Source organism: Runella sp. R5_40, from assembly GCF_057652295.1.
This window is the reverse complement of the sequence record NZ_JBYFCH010000011.1, coordinates 116,117-135,556: the sequence shown is the minus strand read 5'-3', so window position 1 is coordinate 135,556 and position 19,440 is coordinate 116,117. Positions and strand designations below refer to the sequence as shown.

15 protein-coding genes are annotated in these 19,440 nt (G+C 46.6%); 5 read left to right on the top strand and 10 right to left on the bottom strand.

What is annotated here, in order from left to right; translation table 11 throughout:
- Positions 1 to 119: 119 nt before the first annotated feature.
- Together AC23N5_RS19145 and AC23N5_RS19140 are read left to right on the top strand one after the other, a co-directional pair.
- The gene (locus AC23N5_RS19145) at positions 120 to 1,649 is read left to right on the top strand and encodes a 4Fe-4S binding protein (protein ID WP_487756824.1); all 1,530 of its coding nucleotides are present in this window, start codon (positions 120 to 122) and stop codon (positions 1,647 to 1,649) included.
- Positions 1,650 to 1,668: 19 nt separating this feature from the next.
- Positions 1,669 to 2,529, top strand: a complete 861-nt coding sequence (locus AC23N5_RS19140; protein WP_487756823.1) for an SDR family oxidoreductase — start codon at positions 1,669 to 1,671, stop codon at positions 2,527 to 2,529.
- Here AC23N5_RS19140 and AC23N5_RS19135 read toward each other — a convergent pair.
- The 3 genes from AC23N5_RS19135 to AC23N5_RS19125 all read right to left on the bottom strand — a co-directional run bounded on the left by AC23N5_RS19135 (position 2,526) and on the right by AC23N5_RS19125 (position 5,632).
- On the bottom strand, positions 2,526 to 4,169 hold the full coding sequence (locus AC23N5_RS19135) for a hypothetical protein (protein WP_487756822.1): 1,644 nt from the start codon (positions 4,167 to 4,169) through the stop codon (positions 2,526 to 2,528). The two genes, AC23N5_RS19140 and AC23N5_RS19135, sit on opposite strands and share 4 nt — an antisense overlap.
- A 44-nt stretch (positions 4,170 to 4,213) precedes the next feature.
- Positions 4,214 to 4,759, bottom strand: a complete 546-nt coding sequence (locus tag AC23N5_RS19130) for an RNA polymerase sigma factor (protein WP_183974560.1) — start codon at positions 4,757 to 4,759, stop codon at positions 4,214 to 4,216.
- Positions 4,760 to 4,975: 216 nt separating this feature from the next.
- The gene (locus AC23N5_RS19125; RefSeq protein ID WP_487756821.1) at positions 4,976 to 5,632 is read right to left on the bottom strand and encodes a bifunctional 4-hydroxy-2-oxoglutarate aldolase/2-dehydro-3-deoxy-phosphogluconate aldolase; all 657 of its coding nucleotides are present in this window, start codon (positions 5,630 to 5,632) and stop codon (positions 4,976 to 4,978) included.
- Between the two features lie 100 nt (positions 5,633 to 5,732).
- On the opposite strand from AC23N5_RS19125, the gene AC23N5_RS19120 reads away from it, so the two are divergent.
- A complete protein-coding gene (locus tag AC23N5_RS19120; protein ID WP_183974563.1) occupies positions 5,733 to 6,257 on the top strand; it encodes an NADPH-dependent FMN reductase in 525 nt (174 codons plus the stop codon).
- A 40-nt stretch (positions 6,258 to 6,297) separates the two neighbouring features.
- Here the strand turns inward: AC23N5_RS19120 and ileS are convergent, their stop codons facing one another.
- Both ileS and AC23N5_RS19110 read right to left on the bottom strand, forming a co-directional pair.
- The gene (gene ileS, locus AC23N5_RS19115) at positions 6,298 to 9,750 is read right to left on the bottom strand and encodes an isoleucine--tRNA ligase (RefSeq protein WP_487756820.1); all 3,453 of its coding nucleotides are present in this window, start codon (positions 9,748 to 9,750) and stop codon (positions 6,298 to 6,300) included.
- A 128-nt stretch (positions 9,751 to 9,878) separates the two neighbouring features.
- A complete protein-coding gene (locus AC23N5_RS19110; protein WP_487756819.1) occupies positions 9,879 to 10,595 on the bottom strand; it encodes a head GIN domain-containing protein in 717 nt (238 codons plus the stop codon).
- A 158-nt stretch (positions 10,596 to 10,753) separates the two neighbouring features.
- Between AC23N5_RS19110 and AC23N5_RS19105 the strand changes: the two genes are divergently transcribed.
- The gene (locus tag AC23N5_RS19105; RefSeq protein WP_487756818.1) at positions 10,754 to 11,197 is read left to right on the top strand and encodes a DUF6934 family protein; all 444 of its coding nucleotides are present in this window, start codon (positions 10,754 to 10,756) and stop codon (positions 11,195 to 11,197) included.
- Between the two features lie 2 nt (positions 11,198 to 11,199).
- The gene (locus AC23N5_RS19100) at positions 11,200 to 11,349 is read left to right on the top strand and encodes a hypothetical protein (protein ID WP_487756817.1); all 150 of its coding nucleotides are present in this window, start codon (positions 11,200 to 11,202) and stop codon (positions 11,347 to 11,349) included.
- A 33-nt stretch (positions 11,350 to 11,382) separates the two neighbouring features.
- Here AC23N5_RS19100 and AC23N5_RS19095 read toward each other — a convergent pair whose 3' ends face one another.
- The 5 genes from AC23N5_RS19095 to AC23N5_RS19075 all read right to left on the bottom strand — a co-directional run bounded on the left by AC23N5_RS19095 (position 11,383) and on the right by AC23N5_RS19075 (position 19,083).
- Positions 11,383 to 11,505, bottom strand: a complete 123-nt coding sequence (locus AC23N5_RS19095; RefSeq protein ID WP_487756816.1) for a hypothetical protein — start codon at positions 11,503 to 11,505, stop codon at positions 11,383 to 11,385.
- Positions 11,506 to 11,646: 141 nt separating this feature from the next.
- A complete protein-coding gene (locus tag AC23N5_RS19090) occupies positions 11,647 to 12,708 on the bottom strand; it encodes a mechanosensitive ion channel domain-containing protein (RefSeq protein ID WP_487756815.1) in 1,062 nt (353 codons plus the stop codon).
- Positions 12,709 to 13,008: 300 nt separating this feature from the next.
- Positions 13,009 to 14,268, bottom strand: coding sequence for a dipeptidase (locus tag AC23N5_RS19085; RefSeq protein ID WP_487756814.1), 1,260 nt, complete (start codon positions 14,266 to 14,268; stop codon positions 13,009 to 13,011).
- Between the two features lie 128 nt (positions 14,269 to 14,396).
- Complete coding sequence (locus AC23N5_RS19080) at positions 14,397 to 15,857, bottom strand: SusD/RagB family nutrient-binding outer membrane lipoprotein (protein ID WP_487756813.1); 1,461 nt, start codon at positions 15,855 to 15,857, stop codon at positions 14,397 to 14,399.
- A gap of 121 nt (positions 15,858 to 15,978) precedes the next feature.
- Positions 15,979 to 19,083, bottom strand: a complete 3,105-nt coding sequence (locus tag AC23N5_RS19075) for a SusC/RagA family TonB-linked outer membrane protein (protein ID WP_183974576.1) — start codon at positions 19,081 to 19,083, stop codon at positions 15,979 to 15,981.
- Positions 19,084 to 19,440: the final 357 nt, after the last annotated feature.

Below are 19,440 nucleotides of genomic sequence, written 5' to 3'. Positions count from 1 at the left end.
GCGCTTTTTGTTTTTTCACCGCCACCTTCCCGAAAGTTCTGAAACTTTCGGGAAGGTAGGTAAGAACTTTCGGGAAGGTGAAGGTTTTCCCGTATCTTCGCCATAAATACTTGAAGAAAATGGCACTTCTATCTCGGCTGGGTTTGTATCTACTTTTAGCAGGTTTTGGGTTGTGGCTATCCACCCTTACCCTCAATGAATTTACCCTCACTCCTACCCTGATTTCTTCCCACCTCAAACCCGAACACCAAGCTACACTGGGCGTACGGTTGCAGCCTTTGGTTCAAAAAACCTTCCAATCGGGTTGGGAGTTTACGTATGCCTTTGATACCGTTCTCAACAACCTTAACAACGAATACCGCACTGCCCAACAATGGGACAAAGTCATCTACGATGAGTACAGCTTCGCGCTCACCAAAGCCGCCGCCTCAGGCCCACTCAAACAGCATCCTTGGTTATGGTTTGGGCTCACGTTTGGACTGGTTATCGTTGGGGCTCTCTTGTTTATTCTTCCCGCACTTACCCAATTGGCAGGCAATAAAAACAACGGTATTTTTCAAGATGCGTCAACCAACCGTGGGTGGATTGCCAAAATCATCGGTGCCTTTCTTATTCTTTTTTACATTACGCTGTATTACTATCCGCAATACTTAGCCAACTGGACAATGCTCGTTGACCCCATCAGTCGAGCACTTAATGGTGCAGAGGCGAGTCGGTGGTTTTTGTATGGGTTTATTTACACGGTTTGTGTATTGGTGATGGGGGTAAGAATGGCCATCAAATACCGCCACAACCGCTACCAGCAAGTGCGGACGGCCTCGGTAGTATTTTTTCAAACGGCCGTTGCTTTTCTTCTGCCCGAAATCTTGGTAAGCCTCAATCAACCTTACTTCGATTTCAAAAATATTTGGCCGCTCGACTACGACTTTTTCTTCGATTATAACCTCAACAGCCTTCTCCAAAGTGGGAATTTAGGCATTTTTATGCTGGTTTGGGGCATCGTGTTATTCGTCGTAGGCGTACCTATTTTGACTTATTTTTTTGGAAAACGCTGGTACTGCTCGTGGGTATGCGGCTGTGGTGGCTTGGCCGAAACCCTCGGTGATCCTTATCGACAACTTTCGGATAAATCTTTGGCCGCCTGGAAAATTGAGCGTTACCTCATTCATGCGGTGTTGGGCGCGGCAGTGGTAATGACGGCCATGGTTTTATACACCTACTTTAGCGGCTCTTCTACGGTACTTTTTATTGATAGTTACAGCATACGTTCGTTGTATGGCTTTTGGATAGGAGGCATTTTTGCGGGGGTGGTTGGAACGGGTTTATATCCAATGATGGGCAACCGCGTTTGGTGCCGTTTTGGATGTCCGTTGGCGGCGTACCTTGGTATGTGGCAGCGAAAAAAATCACGTTTCCGCATCACCACCAACGGCGGTCAGTGCATCTCTTGCGGCAACTGCTCGACCTACTGCGAAATGGGCATCGACGTGCGCGCTTACGCCCAACGCGGCCAAGACATCGTGCGGTCGTCGTGTGTAGGATGTGGCATTTGTTCTGCCGTATGCCCGCGCGGTGTTCTCAACCTCGAAAATGCTTCTGAAAACACGCGGGTTATGGTAGCTCCTGAGGTTTTACTTGGCAATAAGTAATAAAATGAAGCTCATTTAGATGAAAAAAATCACTGTTTTTGGTGCAACAGGTTTATTGGGCAAACCCGTTGTACATGCACTCGTGGAGGCTGGTTTTGAGGTAACTGCTTTGGTACGAAACCCACAAAAAGCAAAAGAAAATTTACCTGCATCGGTTACGTTAATCAAAGGCGATTTGGCTGATACGTCGGCCATTCGTAAGGCGCTAGAAGGAGCCGAAGGAATCTATCTGAGTCTTTCGTTTGAGCAAACGGCCCGTCCTTCCGACTTTATTGGCGAACGCGACGGCCTCCAAAATATCCTTTCGGTCGTTGGTGAATTTCCGATTCAACGCATTGCGTATTTATCTTCCATCATCCAGGCTTATCAAGGATTTCAATGGTGGATTTTTGACTGGAAACGAGCAGCCATTCAACGCATCAAAGCGACGGGCATTCCTTACACAATCTTTTACCCATCGTCGTTCATGGAAACTTTCCCCGAACGAATGGTTCAGAGTGGCAGGATTTTATTGGCAGGTACGCCACTTGTAAAAAATTACTGGATTGCAGGGGCTGATTATGGAAAACAAGTAGCGCAGTCGTTCTTGATTCTTTCCACCCAATGCAAAGAATATGTGGTGCAAGGGCCAGAAGCGTTGACGGTTGACGAAGCCGCAGAAATCTATCGAGCGCATTACAGCAAGCGTGCTCTAAAAACGGCAAAACTACCGCTGTGGGTTTTAAAAACAGCAGGGTTGCTAAACCGCCAAGCTGATTACGGTTATCATGTCATCAAGGCAATGATTGAACATCCCGAACCATTCGCTGCGCAAAGTACGTGGGAAGAACTTGGCAAACCGACTACAACCGTGGCACAGTTTGCCCAAAATGTCAACTAAAATCCATACCGAACTCCTGCACCTACCCCCATGAGCTGAGGACGAGATTGGAAAGCTGCATTGGCTCGGGTTGTTGAACCTACCGACCGCTGATAATTCCCTGACAGTAAGGTCGTCCAGCGCTTATTGACTTTGTATTGAAGGCGCATACCTGTAGTAGCCGCAAACGATAAGCGGCGGTAAGGGCTGTCGTTGCCACTCACCGTTACCATGTTATCTTGCCCCGTTTGGAAAGAGTTTTTCAAGAAAATATTATTGATAACTCCCCCCAAAAGCCACAATGAAAACTTACGTTTGGGTTTAATAAGCGCAAAACCCGTTTGAACTGGCACTTGTACAAACTGATATGAGTTGCTAATATCCTGCGTAGTAGATAAGGTTTGGACGAGTGACTTATCCGAACCGATGGTTGCCAAATCGTAACGAGGGACGTTGTTATCGCTTAAATTAACCGCGCTTTCAAGGCTATTGATATAACTGTTACTCAACGTACTAAACGCATTCACACCTTGGTAAATAGAGTTCCCTTGAAGGTAGTTGACTCCGCTTTCCAACGACCAACGAGAGGATAACTGCACTCCCCCTTGCCACTGAAACGCGTACGAAAGCGCCGAGCGGTTCGTACCTGAAGAAGTTCGTGCGGAGTTGTTAAACGACGCCAAATTGTTATATAAAGGTGTGTTGCTTGCAGCCGCCAACATTCCCCTTCTGCCTATTTCCACCCCTGCATTGTAGCTTGCTGGCATCACCCCCACCGAGGCCCAGTATTCTTTCGGCAACTGTTTGGGTTTTACAAAATCGATAGGTTCTGAAGGGACAGCTACCCAAGGTTGACGCTTTGGATGCCCTACTAATTGCCGCAATTGTTTACTTTCTAAAAACGCCAATGTCATTTCAGGGCTTACTTTTGGTTCCAACGGGGAAGTAGTCAGAGCTCCCTCTGAAATCGCTGTCGCTGGCAATTCAGCTGATGCCCCGCTTCTCGCACTCATTTTTTCTCCGCTGTTAGGCGTTGTGTTTTGGGTCGTTGCTGAGGCTATTGTTTGTTCAGAAAAAGGCGAAATCAAAGCTGGTGTAACGAGCAGCTTCGATTCTTGTCTCGCAGCTCTTCCTTTTTGCCCCCCATTTCTTTTAGACGAACTAGCCATAAGCCGAGCAGTTTCTCCCGACAAAGGTACAGCAGCAACTTGTTCTTTTGCCCGTGTCACTTTCGTTGACGTCTCTGCAACACCCTCATCGGCAACAGGTTCGCTCTTTGCGGCTAAACTTGTTTTGGGGTCATTTTCTTTGGCTGATGGCACACGTAGATTTTCCGATTTAGTGGTTTCTGTAGCGCGTGGTTGTTGGGCCAATTGCGTCGAAGTAGCCACTGTTTTTTCGGGGAGGTTGGTTTTTAGCCACCATCCACCCACGGCCAAAAGCAAAGCGGTAACACTCGCCGCGGCCACCCAGCGCAGTTGCTGTGTCCGTTGCCAGAAAGGAATTACCATGACGCGCTCTTCTTCCTCCTCATCTAAGCGCGCCTCTATGCGCTCCCACAAAGCAGGTGGGGGCGTCTCAGAAGCGTCGTCGAAACGTCGCCGCCATTCGTTTTCAAATGTATGTTCTTCCGAAGAAGCCATGTTGGTTGTAGTATTCAATTGATGTACAAACTCTTTGTTTTTTCCCACACTTCTTTTTCGCTCTACGAAGAGTTCGTATTGTTTGTTTCTAAAATCTTGGCTTGTAAAAGCTGCTTTGCCCGAGCATACTGCGATTTGGAGGTTCCTTCCGAAATCCCCAACATTTGGGCAATTTCGTTGTGTTGATAACCTTCAATGGCATACAGATTAAAGACGGACTGACATCCCGCAGGCAGCTCACGCACCATGCCCAGGAGTTGTTGGTATTCCATACCCGAAACGGTCGTTTCGCCCTCCGAAACCGCATCGGCATAGTCGTCCACATCGGCTTGGTCTAAATAGGCTTTTTCCTTACGTAAGTACGAAATGGCCGTATTTATCATGATTCTTTTAATCCATGCCTCCAACGGACAATCGTAACGAAAGGTGTGTATTTGCGTAAAAATTTTCACAAATGCTTCTTGAAGTACGTCTTCGGCCTCAAAACGGCTACGGGTATAGCGCTGACAGACCGCAAACATCCGTCCAGCGAAGCGCTCATAGAGCGTTCGTTGGGCAATGCGGTCTTTATTTCGACACCCCTCAACTAGCGTACGTTCATCTTTCATGCAATCCGTTCTGACTTTATGACGCTATGGAAGCTAAAATGGTTGGAATCTACTTCAAAGTTTTTGTTTTGGGACACACAGGGTCGGGTTTTGAGAAACCCTTAGCACACGAGAGGCGGGTTTTGAGAAACCCTCAGCACACGAGAGGCGGGTTTTGAGAAACCCTCAGCACATGAGAGAGCGGGTTTTGAGAAACCCTCCACACAAGAGAAACCCTTAGCACACGAGCGCTAGGGCGTTCTTTACGCGATGTTCGAGGGCTTCCCAGTCTTTCTTTTGGAGAATTTCGGGGGTAAGCAAGCGCGAGCCAATACCTACCGCATCCGCCCCTGCGCCAAACCACGTACTTAGGCTTTCTTCGGTTGGTTCTACGCCGCCCGTCACCAGTACGGTCGTCCAGGGCATGGGTGCTTTTAGGGCTTTCACAAACGAAGGCCCAAGTGTGTCGCCTGGAAACAATTTGATGATTTCTACGCCCCACGACTCCGCCGTTGAGATTTCGGTCAACGTGGCACAGCCTGGCAAATAGCCTATTTTTCGGAGGTTGCACACTTTGGCAACGTCGGCATCAAAACTTGGGCTGACGATAAAATTAGCGCCTAACTGCAAATACAAAGCCGCCGTGGCAGGGTCGATGATAGTTCCCACGCCCAAAATCAAATCGGGATAATCGATACGCGCAGTTTTTACCAACTCCGCAAACAATTCATGGGCAAAATCTCCACGGTTGGTCAGTTCAAATACCCGAATTCCAGCCTTGTAACAAGCGCTTAGGACGTTTTTGCAAACATCAAGGTCTTGGCTACTGAAAAGGGGAACAATAGGAACATCCAGTAAGGTTTGATATACGTGAAGACGAGAAAAACGAGCCATGTGTAGATAGTTTTTTGAGGAATCGTAATTTGATTAACTTTTTCAGAACAATTTACGGTAAGTTTTGAGTTACATTTAAAAATATTTTCTCCAAAACTCTATGATTACCATTGTTGTGGGTACAAATCGCCGCCGTTCTAAATCGAAGCAGGTGGCTACTTTTTACCAAACCCTGCTCTCTGAACTCCATACCGAAAGTCAGATTTTAGATATTGCAGACCTGCCCGATGATTTCATTCGATCGGCTTTATACGAAAACAACGGCAAAAATGAGTCTTTTAATGTATATCGCCAACTAATGAAGGAATCTGATAAATATGTTTTCATCGTCCCCGAGTACAACGGTTCTTTTCCTGGGGCGCTCAAAGTATTTATCGACGGGCTTGGCTACCCTAGCGAGCTGCTCCACAAGAAGGCAGCGTTGGTCGGAATTTCGGATGGCGTACAAGGGTCGGCTTTGGCACTGAGCCACTTAATCGACGTCTTTAGCTATTTGGGAATGCACGTACTTGCCCAGCGGGTCAAAATTCCGTTTATGAAAAAGAATTTTGTCGATGGGGAAGTCATTGACCCGCTTATCAATAAACTCCTCCGCGAACAAGCCGAATTATTGGTTAAATTTTAAGGCATTGCGTTCGGGCTATCACCCGAACGCAATGGATAATTTATACTACTTCAATCTTCACTTTGAGTAAAAACTCATCCATTTCGATTTCGGAAGCGCTGCCGTTGAGGTCAGCAACGAGGTCGAGTTGAACGGCTTGAACTTCTTGGCAGATGTAGCTTTTGTTGGTCGCAACGGCGTCGGCAAGCTCGGCATTGTTGTTTTCCAACTGAATAGCGATTTTGTCCGTTACTTCAAAACCACTGTCTTTACGGAGGTTTTGGATGCGGTTTACTACGTCACGCGCAATTCCTTCACGGCGCAATTCGTCGGTGATGGTCACGTCCAACGCTACGGTGAGGCTACCTTGGCTTGCCACCAACCAACCTGGCACGTCTTCGGTCAAAATTTCGATTTCGGCCAAAAGAATTTCAAACGTCGTATCGCCGCCAGTAAGAGTCACTTGTCCGTTTCTTTCAATTTCACGGATTTGTTCTTCATTCATGGCGTTGATTACTTCGCCAACTGCCTTCATATTTTTGCCGTACTTAGGCCCAAGCGCCTTGAAGTTTGGCTTGATTTTTTTCTTCAAAATTCCCGAATCATCGCTCACAAACTCAACGCCCTTTACGTTGACCTCGCTCATGATGATAGGCGCTACGTGCTCGATTTGCTCCCGAACTTTGTCGCTCAAGACAGGAATCAACACTTTGGTCAACGGTTGACGCACCTTGATTTTGTGTCCTTTCCGCAACGAGTGTACCAACGAACAAATGTCTTGTGCCAACTGCATCGATTGCTCCAACTCGGCATCTACCCAGAACTCGTCGTACGTATGCCACTCGGTAAAATGCACCGATTCGTGTTTGAATGGCGTGTTTTTCTCAATCGACTCAGCACGTACGTGGTCGGTGAGGTTACGGTACAGCCAATCGGCAAAGAAAGGCGCAATCGGCGACATCAACTGTGCTACTGCCGCCAAACAATGTTGGAGGGTTTCGTACGCAGCGCGCTTGTCATCGGTCATTTCTCCTTGCCAAAAACGGCGGCGATTGAGACGAACGTACCAGTTAGAAAGGTCGTCGCACACAAAATCTTGAATCAAACGTCCCGCTTTTGTAGGATTGTATCCATCAAACTGCTCACCCACGTTTTTCACAAGGGTATAAACTTTTGAAATAATCCAACGGTCGAGTTCGCTCAGTTGTTCGCGTGGAACGCGGTTAAACTGCTCCACTTTGTAGCCATCGAGGTTGGCGTACAACGCAAAGAAATTATAGGTATTGAACAACGTTCCAAAGAATTTACGCTGTACTTCGGCGATGCCGTCGAGGTTAAACTTGAGGTTATCCCACGGTTCGGCATTGGTAATCATGTACCAGCGCGTCGCATCGGGGCCGTATTTGTCAATCGTTTCAAAAGGGTCGATGGCATTGCCCAAACGTTTCGACATTTTATTGCCATTTTTGTCCAACACCAAGCCCGTCGAAACAACGTTTTCAAACGATACTGAATCAAATAATAATCCAGCGATGGCGTGGAGGGTAAAGAACCAACCGCGCGTTTGGTCAACTCCTTCCGAAATAAAATCAGCTGGGAACGACGTTTTGCTTTCGCTTGCCGTACCGCCCATACTTTGCGGATACTTGTCGAGGTTCTCAAACGGGAAGTGGAACTGCGCATACGGCATCGCTCCCGAGTCAAACCACACGTCGATGAGGTCAGGCTCGCGGAACATCACTTTGCCCGAGGCCGATACCAAAAAGATTTCGTCCACGTAGGGGCGGTGCAAATCAAAGGCTTCCGTTCCTTTTGATTGCAAGAAAGACGCATTTTTGGCTTGTTGCTCAGGGCTAAGAGCGCCGCTGTCAATCGCCTTTTGGAGTTCATTGGTCAGTTCTTCCACCGAACCGATGCAGGCTTCTTCGCCCGTTTCGCTGCGCCAAATCGGCAGAGGCGTACCCCAGTAGCGGCTACGGCTAAGGTTCCAGTCCACGAGGTTTTCGAGCCAGTTTCCAAAACGCCCCGTTCCTGTGCTTTCAGGGTTCCAATTGATGGTTTTGTTGAGTTCTACCAATCGGTCTTTTTTCTTAGTCGTAGCAATAAACCAGCTATCGAGTGGGTAGTACAATACAGGCTTGTCCGTACGCCAGCAGTGTGGGTAGGGGTGCTCGTATTTTTCCACTTTAAACGCCCGATTTTCTTCTTTCAATTTGATGGCGATAAGCACATCCGTCGGGCGAAAATCAGGCTCGTTGCGTTCTTCGGTCGAGTAGTACTCTTCTTTGACAAACCGTCCGCCAAATTCGCCTACTTCTTTGACAAAACGCCCTTGGCGGTCAACGATGGGTACTTCTTTGCCGCTTTCGTCGCGCACCATGATGGCAGGCACGCCGTTGGCTTTCGCCACGCGGAAGTCATCCGCGCCAAACGTTGGAGAGGTATGCACAACGCCCGTACCGTCTTCGGTCGTAACGAAATCGCCCAAAATAACGCGGAAAGCTTTATCCGCATCTTGGAGCGGCTGCACGTAAGGCAACAATTGCTCGTACTGAATGTCTTCGAGGTGTTCGCCTTTGAATTCCATCAATACCGACCAAGGAATGACTTTGTCGCCGTCCTTGTAGGCTGCGAAATCGCCATCTTTGCCTTTTTCCGAGAAATATTTTCCCACCAAATCTTTCGCCAACACCACATTGATGGGCAAGAACGTATATGGATTGAAAGTTTTGATCAGGACGTACGCAATGTCTTTCCCAACCGTCAAGGCCGAGTTCGCAGGAAGCGTCCAAGGGGTTGTCGTCCATGCCAAAATATATACCTCATCGCTGTCGGCCGTGTCAAACAAATAGGCTGATTTACCCGTTAGTTTCACTTTAAACTGGGCAACGATGGTCGTATCTTTTACATCTTTATACGTACCAGGCTGGTTCAACTCGTGCGAACTAAGCCCCGTACCCGCCGCTGGAGAATACGGCTGAATGGTATAGCCTTTGTACAAAAGACCTTGGTCATAGAGCTGCTTGAGCAACCACCAAAGCGTTTCGATGTAGTCGTTTTTGTAGGTCACGTACGGGTCGTCCATGTCCACCCAATACCCCATTTTTTCGGTCATGGTGAGCCACAAATCGGTAAAACGCATGACGGCCTCGCGGCATTTTTTGTTGTAATCTTCGATGCTGATTTTTACCCCAATGTCGTCTTTGCGAATGCCCAATTCTTTTTCTACTTGAAGCTCAATCGGCAGGCCGTGCGTATCCCAGCCCCCTTTGCGTTTCACTTGGTAGCCTTGAAGGGTTTTGTAGCGGCAGAAAATATCTTTGATGGTACGGGCCATCACGTGGTGAATCCCAGGCGTCCCGTTGGCCGATGGGGGGCCTTCGTAAAACGTAAACGACGGTGAGCCTTCCCGTACTTCGACTGATTTTTCAAATATTTGATTTTCTTTCCAGAACTGCAGGATTTCTTTCCCCACCTGCGCGTAGTCCAGACCTTTATACTCTTTGTAGTTCATTGGGCAATTTTTTTAAATTGCCGTTAACCGTTAGCCGTTAATAGTAAACCGCATATTCTACGGATAACTGATAACCGATAACCGATAACGGCTTCAATTAAGAACCACAAAGGTAGGAATTTTTTGGCTTAATCTGGCTTTACGGTGCTTCCGCCCGAAATATTGGAGCGCAATTCGGGCGTGCCACGGTAGCGTAATGTACTGCCTCCGCTGGCGTTGACTCTCAAGGTTTTGCCCACCAGTACGCGCGCGGTACTTGCACCCGAAAGGTCTAAATCAACGTTGTCAACGGGGTAATCGAAGGCGTCAACGCGCGACGCACCCGACAATTCGCCCGCAATCGTAAGCCCTTGCCCGTGTAAAACAAGGTCTGATGCCCCCGAAAGATCCACATTGATACGATCCCAATCACTATCAATCACCGACTTAGAAGCGCCCGATAATTCGACGTCGAGCGTACGGCCGTTGGTAAAACCTTCGATGGTCGAAGTTGTAGCTCCTGAGAAATCAACCTCAGTAAGGGTAGGCATCGTAATGTCCACTTCCATGTCGTAGCGGCGAACGCGCCAATTGCGGTATTTCATCACTAACTTACCTGAGCGGTCAACATACACGTCCAAATCTTGAACGTCGCGGCGGTCGCCCCGCACCGAAATGCTAAACTGCCCCGACTGCCGAACGCGCACATCAAAGGCATTGCCCATTTCGAGCTGGTCAAAATCGCGGAGATTGAAAGTTTGGGACGTAGGATCAAGGGGCGTAAGTGTGCCTTCTGAGATAAAAACACACGATTGGAGAGAGGCAAGAACCCCGAAAAGAAAGACGATGGCTGATACTCGTTTCATAGCTGTGAATAAATAATAACGTTAATTGATTTTTAGCAATGACAACGCACTTCGCCGTTCCCCCTATGCGTTTGGGTATTTTTTTAGGGTATTAGTGTATGGTTGTATTGTTTTAAAGTAAAAACTTTTCATAGCTTTGGACAGAAAACGATGCCCTTATGGACAAGCCAAGCTACCCTTTCCGAAAAGTTAAACGAGAACTAATCTTTGAATTTGACAGCATCAGCGACACAAAAACTATCCATAAGGTGATTGCTTATGAACTTATTGATGAACAAAATCATATTTTCAACTTATCGTTAGTAGATAAAGATGAGCAGGGGCAAATCAGTGATTTAACGGTTAGTAATAATCAAGACATGGAGAAAGTCCTGGCTACTGTTGTTCAGACACTACCTTTATTTTTTGATGAATTTGTAGGTGCAAAGGTGTTCTTTAAAGGCAGTACTCCTGCACGAACAAGACTCTATCAAATTGTTATCTCCAAATTTTCTGAAGATTTTAAACGAAATTTTGCCGTTTGGGGTTTTATTAACAATACACCTCAGCCTTTTGAAAAAGGCACAGTTTACGAAGCATTTTTGATTCAAAAATTAGCTTAATCATGGAAAAGACTCCTACAAAAAAGAAAACTGCCAAGGAGGTAAAGCGTTACGCTACACTCGACGAAGCTCTCAAAACTAAAAATGATGAGGCTCGTACTTACCTCAAAAACGTAAAGTGGCCTGAAGATTTTGGGAAAGTGGGGGCGTAATACTTGATATGGTGTCCCCCGAAATTTAGACAGTCATGATAATTGATAATCAAAGTGATTATAGAACATGATGTTGAAAGTTGCAAAACCATTAAGTGCCGTCAAATTTTGTTGATAGGGCAAGTTTTTATCCACTTCGTCAAGCAGCAGCTTCATAGTGATTAGTATAGGTATATAACAAATTGGCAGCCAACTCGATAACAGCCTCAGCTTGGTTACGAGTCACTGTAGGAAAACCTTCCAAAAAATCATCTAATGAACTGACTTCCAAATAATCAAAAAGTGTTTTGATAGCGACTAGGTCGTAGTCATGGAAGGATACAGTTTGATTCCCTCTGCCCGTAGGCGGTTGTTCATTTGTTGAATGACCTTCTCATAAACACCTCCGCTCAGTGCCGCAGGTGTTTGGTACGACAAAGTGATTTCGAGGCGGTCGCCGTTCCAGTCGGTGACTTTTACATCGGGGGAAAGCTTCAATGTTTCATCGTTTAGCATGCCCATTTGGTCCAAAATAATAGCTTTTAGGTGCTCCGTATCTACGTCAGAAGTAGTAAAAATCTTCAGTACCCGTTTTTCGTATCCCGCTCGGGTATGGTTGATAATGGTGCTGTTGAGCAGCGGCCCGTTTGGAATCATTACCCGACGACCATCGCCCGTATCCAAAACGGTATTAAACATCAAAATATCACGCACTTGCCCCGTGTAGCCTTGGGCGGTGATTTTTTCCCCTACTTTAAACTGCTTCATCAGCAAGATGATAAAGCCTCCCGCAAAATTGGATAAACTCCCCTGCAGGGCAAAACCAATGGCCAACGTAGCCGCACTAAACAGGGCCACAATCCCCGTCACCCGAATCCCCAAAAAACCACCCGCAACCATAATGAGCGTAATTCGGAGACTGATAAACAGCAAACTCTTTAAAAAACTCTTGACGGAGGGGTCGATGGTGCTGCGTTTATCGATAAACGACTTGAGCGGTTTATCCAAAAAATTAATGAGCCCAAATCCCAAAATAAGTATCAGGGTCGCAATGCCCAATTTAATCCCCCAACCGACGGTCATTTCACCATATTCGACAAAATCGGCTTTCATACGGGCAATGTAAGATTTGGCGACTGAAGGGCAAACCGAGGTGTTCTCGTAAAAACGCAGTTCCTCAACAATGAGTTTTTCAGAACGATTGTCGTTAAAATACCCTTGTATTTCGACGTACATTCTATTTTCACCCGTTTGTTTCACTTCTTGGTACGCCTCCATGAGGTCTTTGTAGGCTTTTTGGGGCAAAACGTGCACTATTTTCCCCGTCTTACAATCACTGATGGTAGCCGTGTTGTTAAGTTGAGAGAACATTCCTCGCATCGAAACACGGTTCAGGGTGTCCTCAGCAAAAGAAGGCAGTTTAATTCCAGAAAGTGACTGACTATGAACAACAAAGGAGCCAATTATCAAGAAAAAAAGGAAAACAAATTGGGGTAATTTTGAACGTAGAAAAAACATAGGCAGCATCATTAATCGTCGTTGGTAAGTATCAATAATAGCAAAAAATTATGCCAGCCCTTCTCGAAAGTTTTAAAACTTTCGAGAAGGTAGCTTTTTTTCACAAAAAAGAGTCGAGCAACTGCCCGACTCTTTTCATTTTCGTTGTTGTCTCACTTACTTTTATTTCAGGCTTACTTCGCCCGTTTTGCCTTTTTCTACGGCTTTCATCACGCGGAAGAAATTGCCGCTCCAAATTTTCTCAATGTCTTTCTTTGAATACCCACGACGCACAAGTTCGATGGTCATGTTTTCGTATTGGCTTACATCGAAGCAGTCGGCCAAAGCACCGCCACCGTCAAAGTCGGCACCCATTCCTACGTGGTCGATACCGATGAGCTTCACCATGTGGTCGATGTGGTCAATGGCATCTTTAACCGTGGCCAATTGAACAGGGAATTTTTTGTTCAACTCCATAAAATCAGCGCGGGCTTTTTGTTGTTCCGCTTCGGGCAAGGTCATCATTCCACGACGGTCTTTGATGTTGTATTTGGTATATAATGCCTTCATCGCCGCTTCCCTTTCGGCACTTGGTGGAATGGTTTTAACGTAATCGCTCAACAAGTTGAGTTGAACAACACCGCCGTTTTTAGCCAATGCCTTTAGCATATCGTCGGTCAGGTTGCGCGGGTGATTACAAATAGCCTTAGCTCCTGAGTGTGTCGCTACCACGGGCACTTTCGAGAGGCGAATCACATCATAAAAAGTTGAATCTGACACGTGCGATACGTCAATAATCATCCCTAAGCGGTTCATTTCTTTCACAACTTGCTCACCCAACGGGCTTAACCCTTGGTATTCAGCACCTTTTGAATCGGTAGAAGAATCACAAATGTCGTTGTTGCTCGAATGGCAAAGCGTCATATAACGCGTACCCAAGTCATAAAACTTCTGCAACATCCCCAAATCGTGACCAATGGTGTAGCCGTTTTCTACCCCAATAAAAATCGCGCGTTTGCCCGTTTTACCAATCTTTATGGCTTCTTCGGGCGTTGTAGCCAAGGCAGCCATTGAGCTCGTATTTTTTAGCGAGGTATGAACCGCATCAAAAATCTCCAATGCCCGTTTTTTAGCCGTTTCGTGGCCTTCGGGCGTGCGCGGGCCTTGCCCCAAATACACCGCAAAAAAGATGGCATCCAAGCCACCGCGAACCATGCGTGGATAATCCACCTTGCTGTTGGTTGTGCGGGCATCGTTGTCTTTGGTGATGTCAAACCCTCCGCGGGCCAGCAGCATCGGCGTGTCGGCGTGCGTATCTAGCGTAAAGGCTTTGTCGTGGATTTTTTTTGCTTTTTTTAGCAAAGCAGCGTCATCTTGTGCCGAAACGGTAAAAGTCGCCGCCGCCAAACAAGCAGAAAGGGTGGAACGGAAAAGGTATTTCATGGGAATGGTTAACTAGTTTATTGAGAAACAAATGAACAATCAAAAAAACCTAATTATCAGTAAATTGCCAAAAACCCACAGCCAAAAGAGCTGGGGTTTTTGGATAGAACAATGTATGTATGAATCACTTACTTGGCAAACCAAAGTTTTAGCTTCATGTCGTTGACACCTCCCTGGGCTTTCAAGGCCGCACTAAAATTGGTGTAGTTCAGTGATTCTTCCGAGCCTGGATAGGGCAAACGCGTTGGAATAACACCTCCGTTTACGTTGATAACTGCTGGTTTCAATTCAGGAATACCCGTACGACGGAATTCCGTCCAAGCTTCAACGCCTTGTCCGTACATCGCAATCCATTTTTGTTCCATGATTTGCTTGTAACCATCGGCTCCTGATTTAAGCGCGTTGGCGGCTAAGTAGTCCGTCCCCACGGTTAGTTTGTATTGGCTATGCGACGCCGTGATGGCATTGGTATAGTTAGTAGCCACATCACCCGCAGCTGTGATACCTTTGTAAGCCATTTCGGCTTTGATAAACAACAATTCTGAGTAAGACATGATTACGCCCGGTGCCGTCGCGCTCACAAAAAACGCTCCTACTTTCGAGGTTTTCGATAAGCCTAGCGTATTGGCATCGGCATTTGACAACCCGTTTGGTACGCCTTTATAATCTCCTCCGTCGGCAGGTTTATCGGCATATACGGCCAAGCGCGCATCTTTCAAGGCCGCCAGCTTATTCACAAGCGTAGCACTTACGCGGTGATCGTCGCGCGTTTTGCGGTTTTGGTTAATCGGATTGTTGTTGTTTGTTGCGTCAATGTAATTTAACTGAATATTCTCCGACACCGACCCAATCACAGGGTACTTAGCGGGGTCGCTCAAAATTCGGTTGATTTCGGCTTTTACATCAATGGCCGCGTCGGTTTTGCCCAACATCCGATTCAACAAGCGAAGGCTCAACGAATTGGCAAATTTTTTCCACTTTGTCACGTCATTGGCAAACAAAATATCGCCCGCAATCGCCTTGGTTTTGTCCGTTGCATCAATCATGTCGTTGGCCGTTTTGAGGTCTTTGATTAGACCTGCATACACGTCTTTTTGGGTGTCATACGCAGGTTGTAACTCTCCTTCCAGCCCTTGCAGCGACTTAGAATACGGGATGTCTCCGTAAATATCCGTCAGCAGCGAATACACCCACGAGCGCATGATGATGGCCACGGCTTGGTAATTCGGGTTTTTAATCTCTGCCCCAATTTTATAAATACGTTGATAATCGGCCAAGGCTTCGATGTGGAACGTTTGCCAAGTATCGCTATACACACTGCTTGAAATAGAATACTGGTCGATGTCGGTGTATTGGATTCGCGCCCAATACTGCGGAATTAAGTTACCAATATCCATTCCCAGCGAGCCGCCCCAATAGGTATCAACCGCACTCTGGATTCCGTGCGGCAAAAACAGGTCGGCCGTTGCTGTAGCTGGGGCATTGGGATTGGTATTCATTTCGTCAAATTTGTCGGTGCACGCCGAGACACTCAGCATCACCGCCGCCAACGCGGCTTTGTATCGGAAAGAAGAAAAAAGTCTTTTCATTGTCGTAATAGAAAAATTATGTGATAGGTCAGACGGCAGTCAGACCGATGATTATGTGATAGGTCAAACGACAACCAAACCGATGGAAATACGGTCTGACTACCGTCTGACCTTAACACCTTTACAAGCTAAAACTGATGTTAAAGCCAACCGAGCGGGTTGTTGGGATTTGACCATTTTCGATTCCCTGCAAATTGCCATCGTTGTAGAAACTGGTTTCAGGATCGATGTGTGGCACATTGCTATGAATCAACCAGAGGTTACGGCCTACGACCGACACCGTAATATCGCGAACAGGTAATTTTTTAATCAACTGATTGCTAAGCATGTAACTCAATCTTACTTCGCGAAGTTTTACGTAGCTACCATCAAAAATCGTCATTTCGTTGTTGGTCAACGCATAGTATTTGTGGTGCCACTCTTCCGACGAAATCTTGGTTGTGTTTGGTACATATACAGGTTCGGTAGCAGAGCCAGTATTAACAACTCCTTCGCCAATGATTCCTGTTTCGCGCCCTAATACCGTCTCAGCCAATACCCCCGTATAACGACCGATGTTCACACTTTGCGAGAAGATATCCCCGCCGTATTTTACATCAACCAAGGTGCTCAACGAAACGCTCTTGTACGTAAATGTATTCTGCAAACCGCCCAACCACTTTGGCGTGAAACTTCCTAAGATACGGCGGGTTGGATTGAGCGTTGGATAGCCACTTTTATCGTAAATGATATTACCGCTTGGGTCACGGGCAAAACCTTGTCCGAAGAACGTACCGTAAGGCTGTCCTACACGTGCTTCGATGGTCATCCCGCGAACGGTTCCTAAAGTATAGGTTGTTAAGCCATCGGCCAATTCGATTACTTTGTTTTGGTTACGTGCCCAGTTAACTGCCACATCCCACTGAAAATCACCCACTTTTACAGGTGTAGCACTGAGTTGTACTTCAATTCCTTTGTTTTCGATTTTTCCAGCGTTCAACAATTTAGAGTTAAAGCCCGTTGTTTGCGAGATATTTACGTCCAAAATCTGGTTCGACGACTGTTTGTTGTAGTACGTTACGTCCAAACCTACGCGGTTGCGCCAAAACTTAAATTCTGCCCCGATTTCGTACGAGTTTGTTAACTCTGGTTTGAGAGAAGCGTTCAACATCGCGTTGTTTTCTGACAACGAAGGCGTGCTACCCCAAGGATTTTCGTATTTGTAGGCTTGAATCAAACGATAGGCGTCGGTGTCGTTCCCTACGCGGGCAATCCCTGCGCGTACTTTAGCAAATGATAATACAGGGGAGTTTAAGCCCAAAATGTCGGTTACAATGGCACTCAATGCCGCCGATGGATAGAAATACGAGCGGTTGTTGGCAGGTAAGGTACTCGACCAGTCGTTTCGTGCTGTCAAATCCAAGAAAAGATAGTTGCGGAATCCGAAGTTAGCCGCGGCATAAACACTGTTTACTGCTTTTTCAGAGAAAGAGTTTTCGGCCACTTTGGCTTGGCGAGAATTACCGAGGTTCCACACGCGCGGAATGGCTAATTCAGTCGCCCCCATATAATTCCGTTGGTAATAATTGCTACGGTGGTTAGCGCCCACGTTGGCCGACACGTCAAAATCACCAAACTTGCGGGTCGCGCTCAACAATACATCCGAGTTCGATTCCCGAATAAAAATCTGCTCTTCATTGTAGCTATCGTACTGTTTCGCACCGTTGAGGTTGTCGATACGGGCAGCATTTTTGGTTTTGCGACGGTCGATATACACGTCCGTTCCTGAACGCCCTGTCAATGTCAACCAGTCGTTAAATTTATACGTAGCAGCCAAGTTTCCATATACACGGTCGCGTTGGTTAAACTTCGTACTCAAATTCAACACGTAGTACGGGTTTGTCCAGTAGTTGTAGTTCCAGTTGTACTGATAAATGCTGTTGGGAGCTTGGTAATTTTTCAACTTCTCCATATCCACTTGGCGACCAAACCAAATAAAATAAAGCCCCCAGTTGGTGCGGTTATCGCTACCGTCCACCACATAGTTACCCGTTGCGCGGATGCTCAATTTTTTGGTCAAATTCCAACCAGCGTTCAACGAAACCGTACGGCGTTTGTAATCGGTGTTTGGCAAAATTCCCGTTTGGCTCAAGTTGGTAAACGAAAGACGGAAATCGCCTTTCTCATTTCCGCCCGTGATGGCGATGTTGTTGGTATAAGTTTTACCTGTTTCAAAAAAGTTGGTAACGTTATCAGGATGAGGCACAAAAGGAGTCGCCGTACGAACTCCGTTGGCATCCAGCGGCGAATCAAACTGTGGAAGCAAGCGACCGTCCATTTTAGGACCCCAGCTTTCGTCCACCCCATCGTTGACACCTTTGCCCGTTCCGTCCACAAACGAAAACAAGCCCTTGTTTCCTTGGCCGTACTCGTTTTGCCATTCAGGAAGACGGAAAGGGGTATCAAAAGCGGTGTTAGAGTTGACCGAAACGCCAATACCTTTCGCGCCTTTTCCACTTTTGGTCGTAATCAAAATAACGCCGTTGGCACCGCGCGAACCGTACAAAGCCGCTGCGCTTGGCCCTTTTAGTACGCTTACGTTTTCAATGTCATCGGGGTTAATCGACGCCGCACCGTTTCCGTAGTCAACGCCCGTTCCTGAGCCGTAGTTACCGTTGTCGATGGGCACACCGTCAACCACAAAAAGCGGCTGGTTGTTGCTCCCAATGGAGCTTGTACCACGAATCAAAATCCGCGACGACGCTCCTGGCGCACCGTTCGAGCCCGTAATTTGTACCCCAGCCACTTTTCCAGCCAAGGCATTGACAAAGTTGGTAGTACGGGCTTGTGTCATTTGTTTTCCGCTTACCTCTTGCACCGAATAGCCCAAAGCTTTCTTTTCACGGGCAATACCCAAGGCAGTGACAACGACCTCGTTCAAAATGGACGCATCTTCTACCATCGTAATGTTGAACGAAGTTTGCGCGCCGATAGCAATCTCTTGGGGCTTGTAACCGATAAACGAAAGCACTAGCGTAGTGGCACTAGGAGGAGCGGAGAGGCTAAACTCTCCCGTAGAACTGGCCGAAGTACCTCGGTCGGTACCTTTGATGACGATACTGGTTCCAGGAAGTGGAGCGCCGTCTTTGTCAAGGACTTTTCCTTTTAAAACGCGGTCTTGTGCGTGACTGACCAAGCATGTCAGCATCGCACCTACTAAACAGAGAGTGGATAAAAACTTTCTCATGGGCGAACTATATTAAGTTATTGGGTAATAATGGTAATTTTCCAATAATTCTCTCGCATTCGTAGGACGAAATAGAGAGGCTTAATTCTTACATAGTTGCGGCCATTCAGAATTAAAATATGCAATTATAAAGAGCGAAAAATCTTTTGTTGCTTGGCAATAAACGTGCACAAGTTTATGGCAAATAAGAGTATTTTCCAATGATTATTTCAAAGAAAGTTAAATTTTCAAATTAATTATTGGTTAAATTATATCTGTTAACAATAAACAAAACAGGATTCTATTAGCGAAAAAACGAAAGCCAGAAAAATACTCAAGAAATATAACTATTTCACTATTCTGCACTTGCTAAGGTTC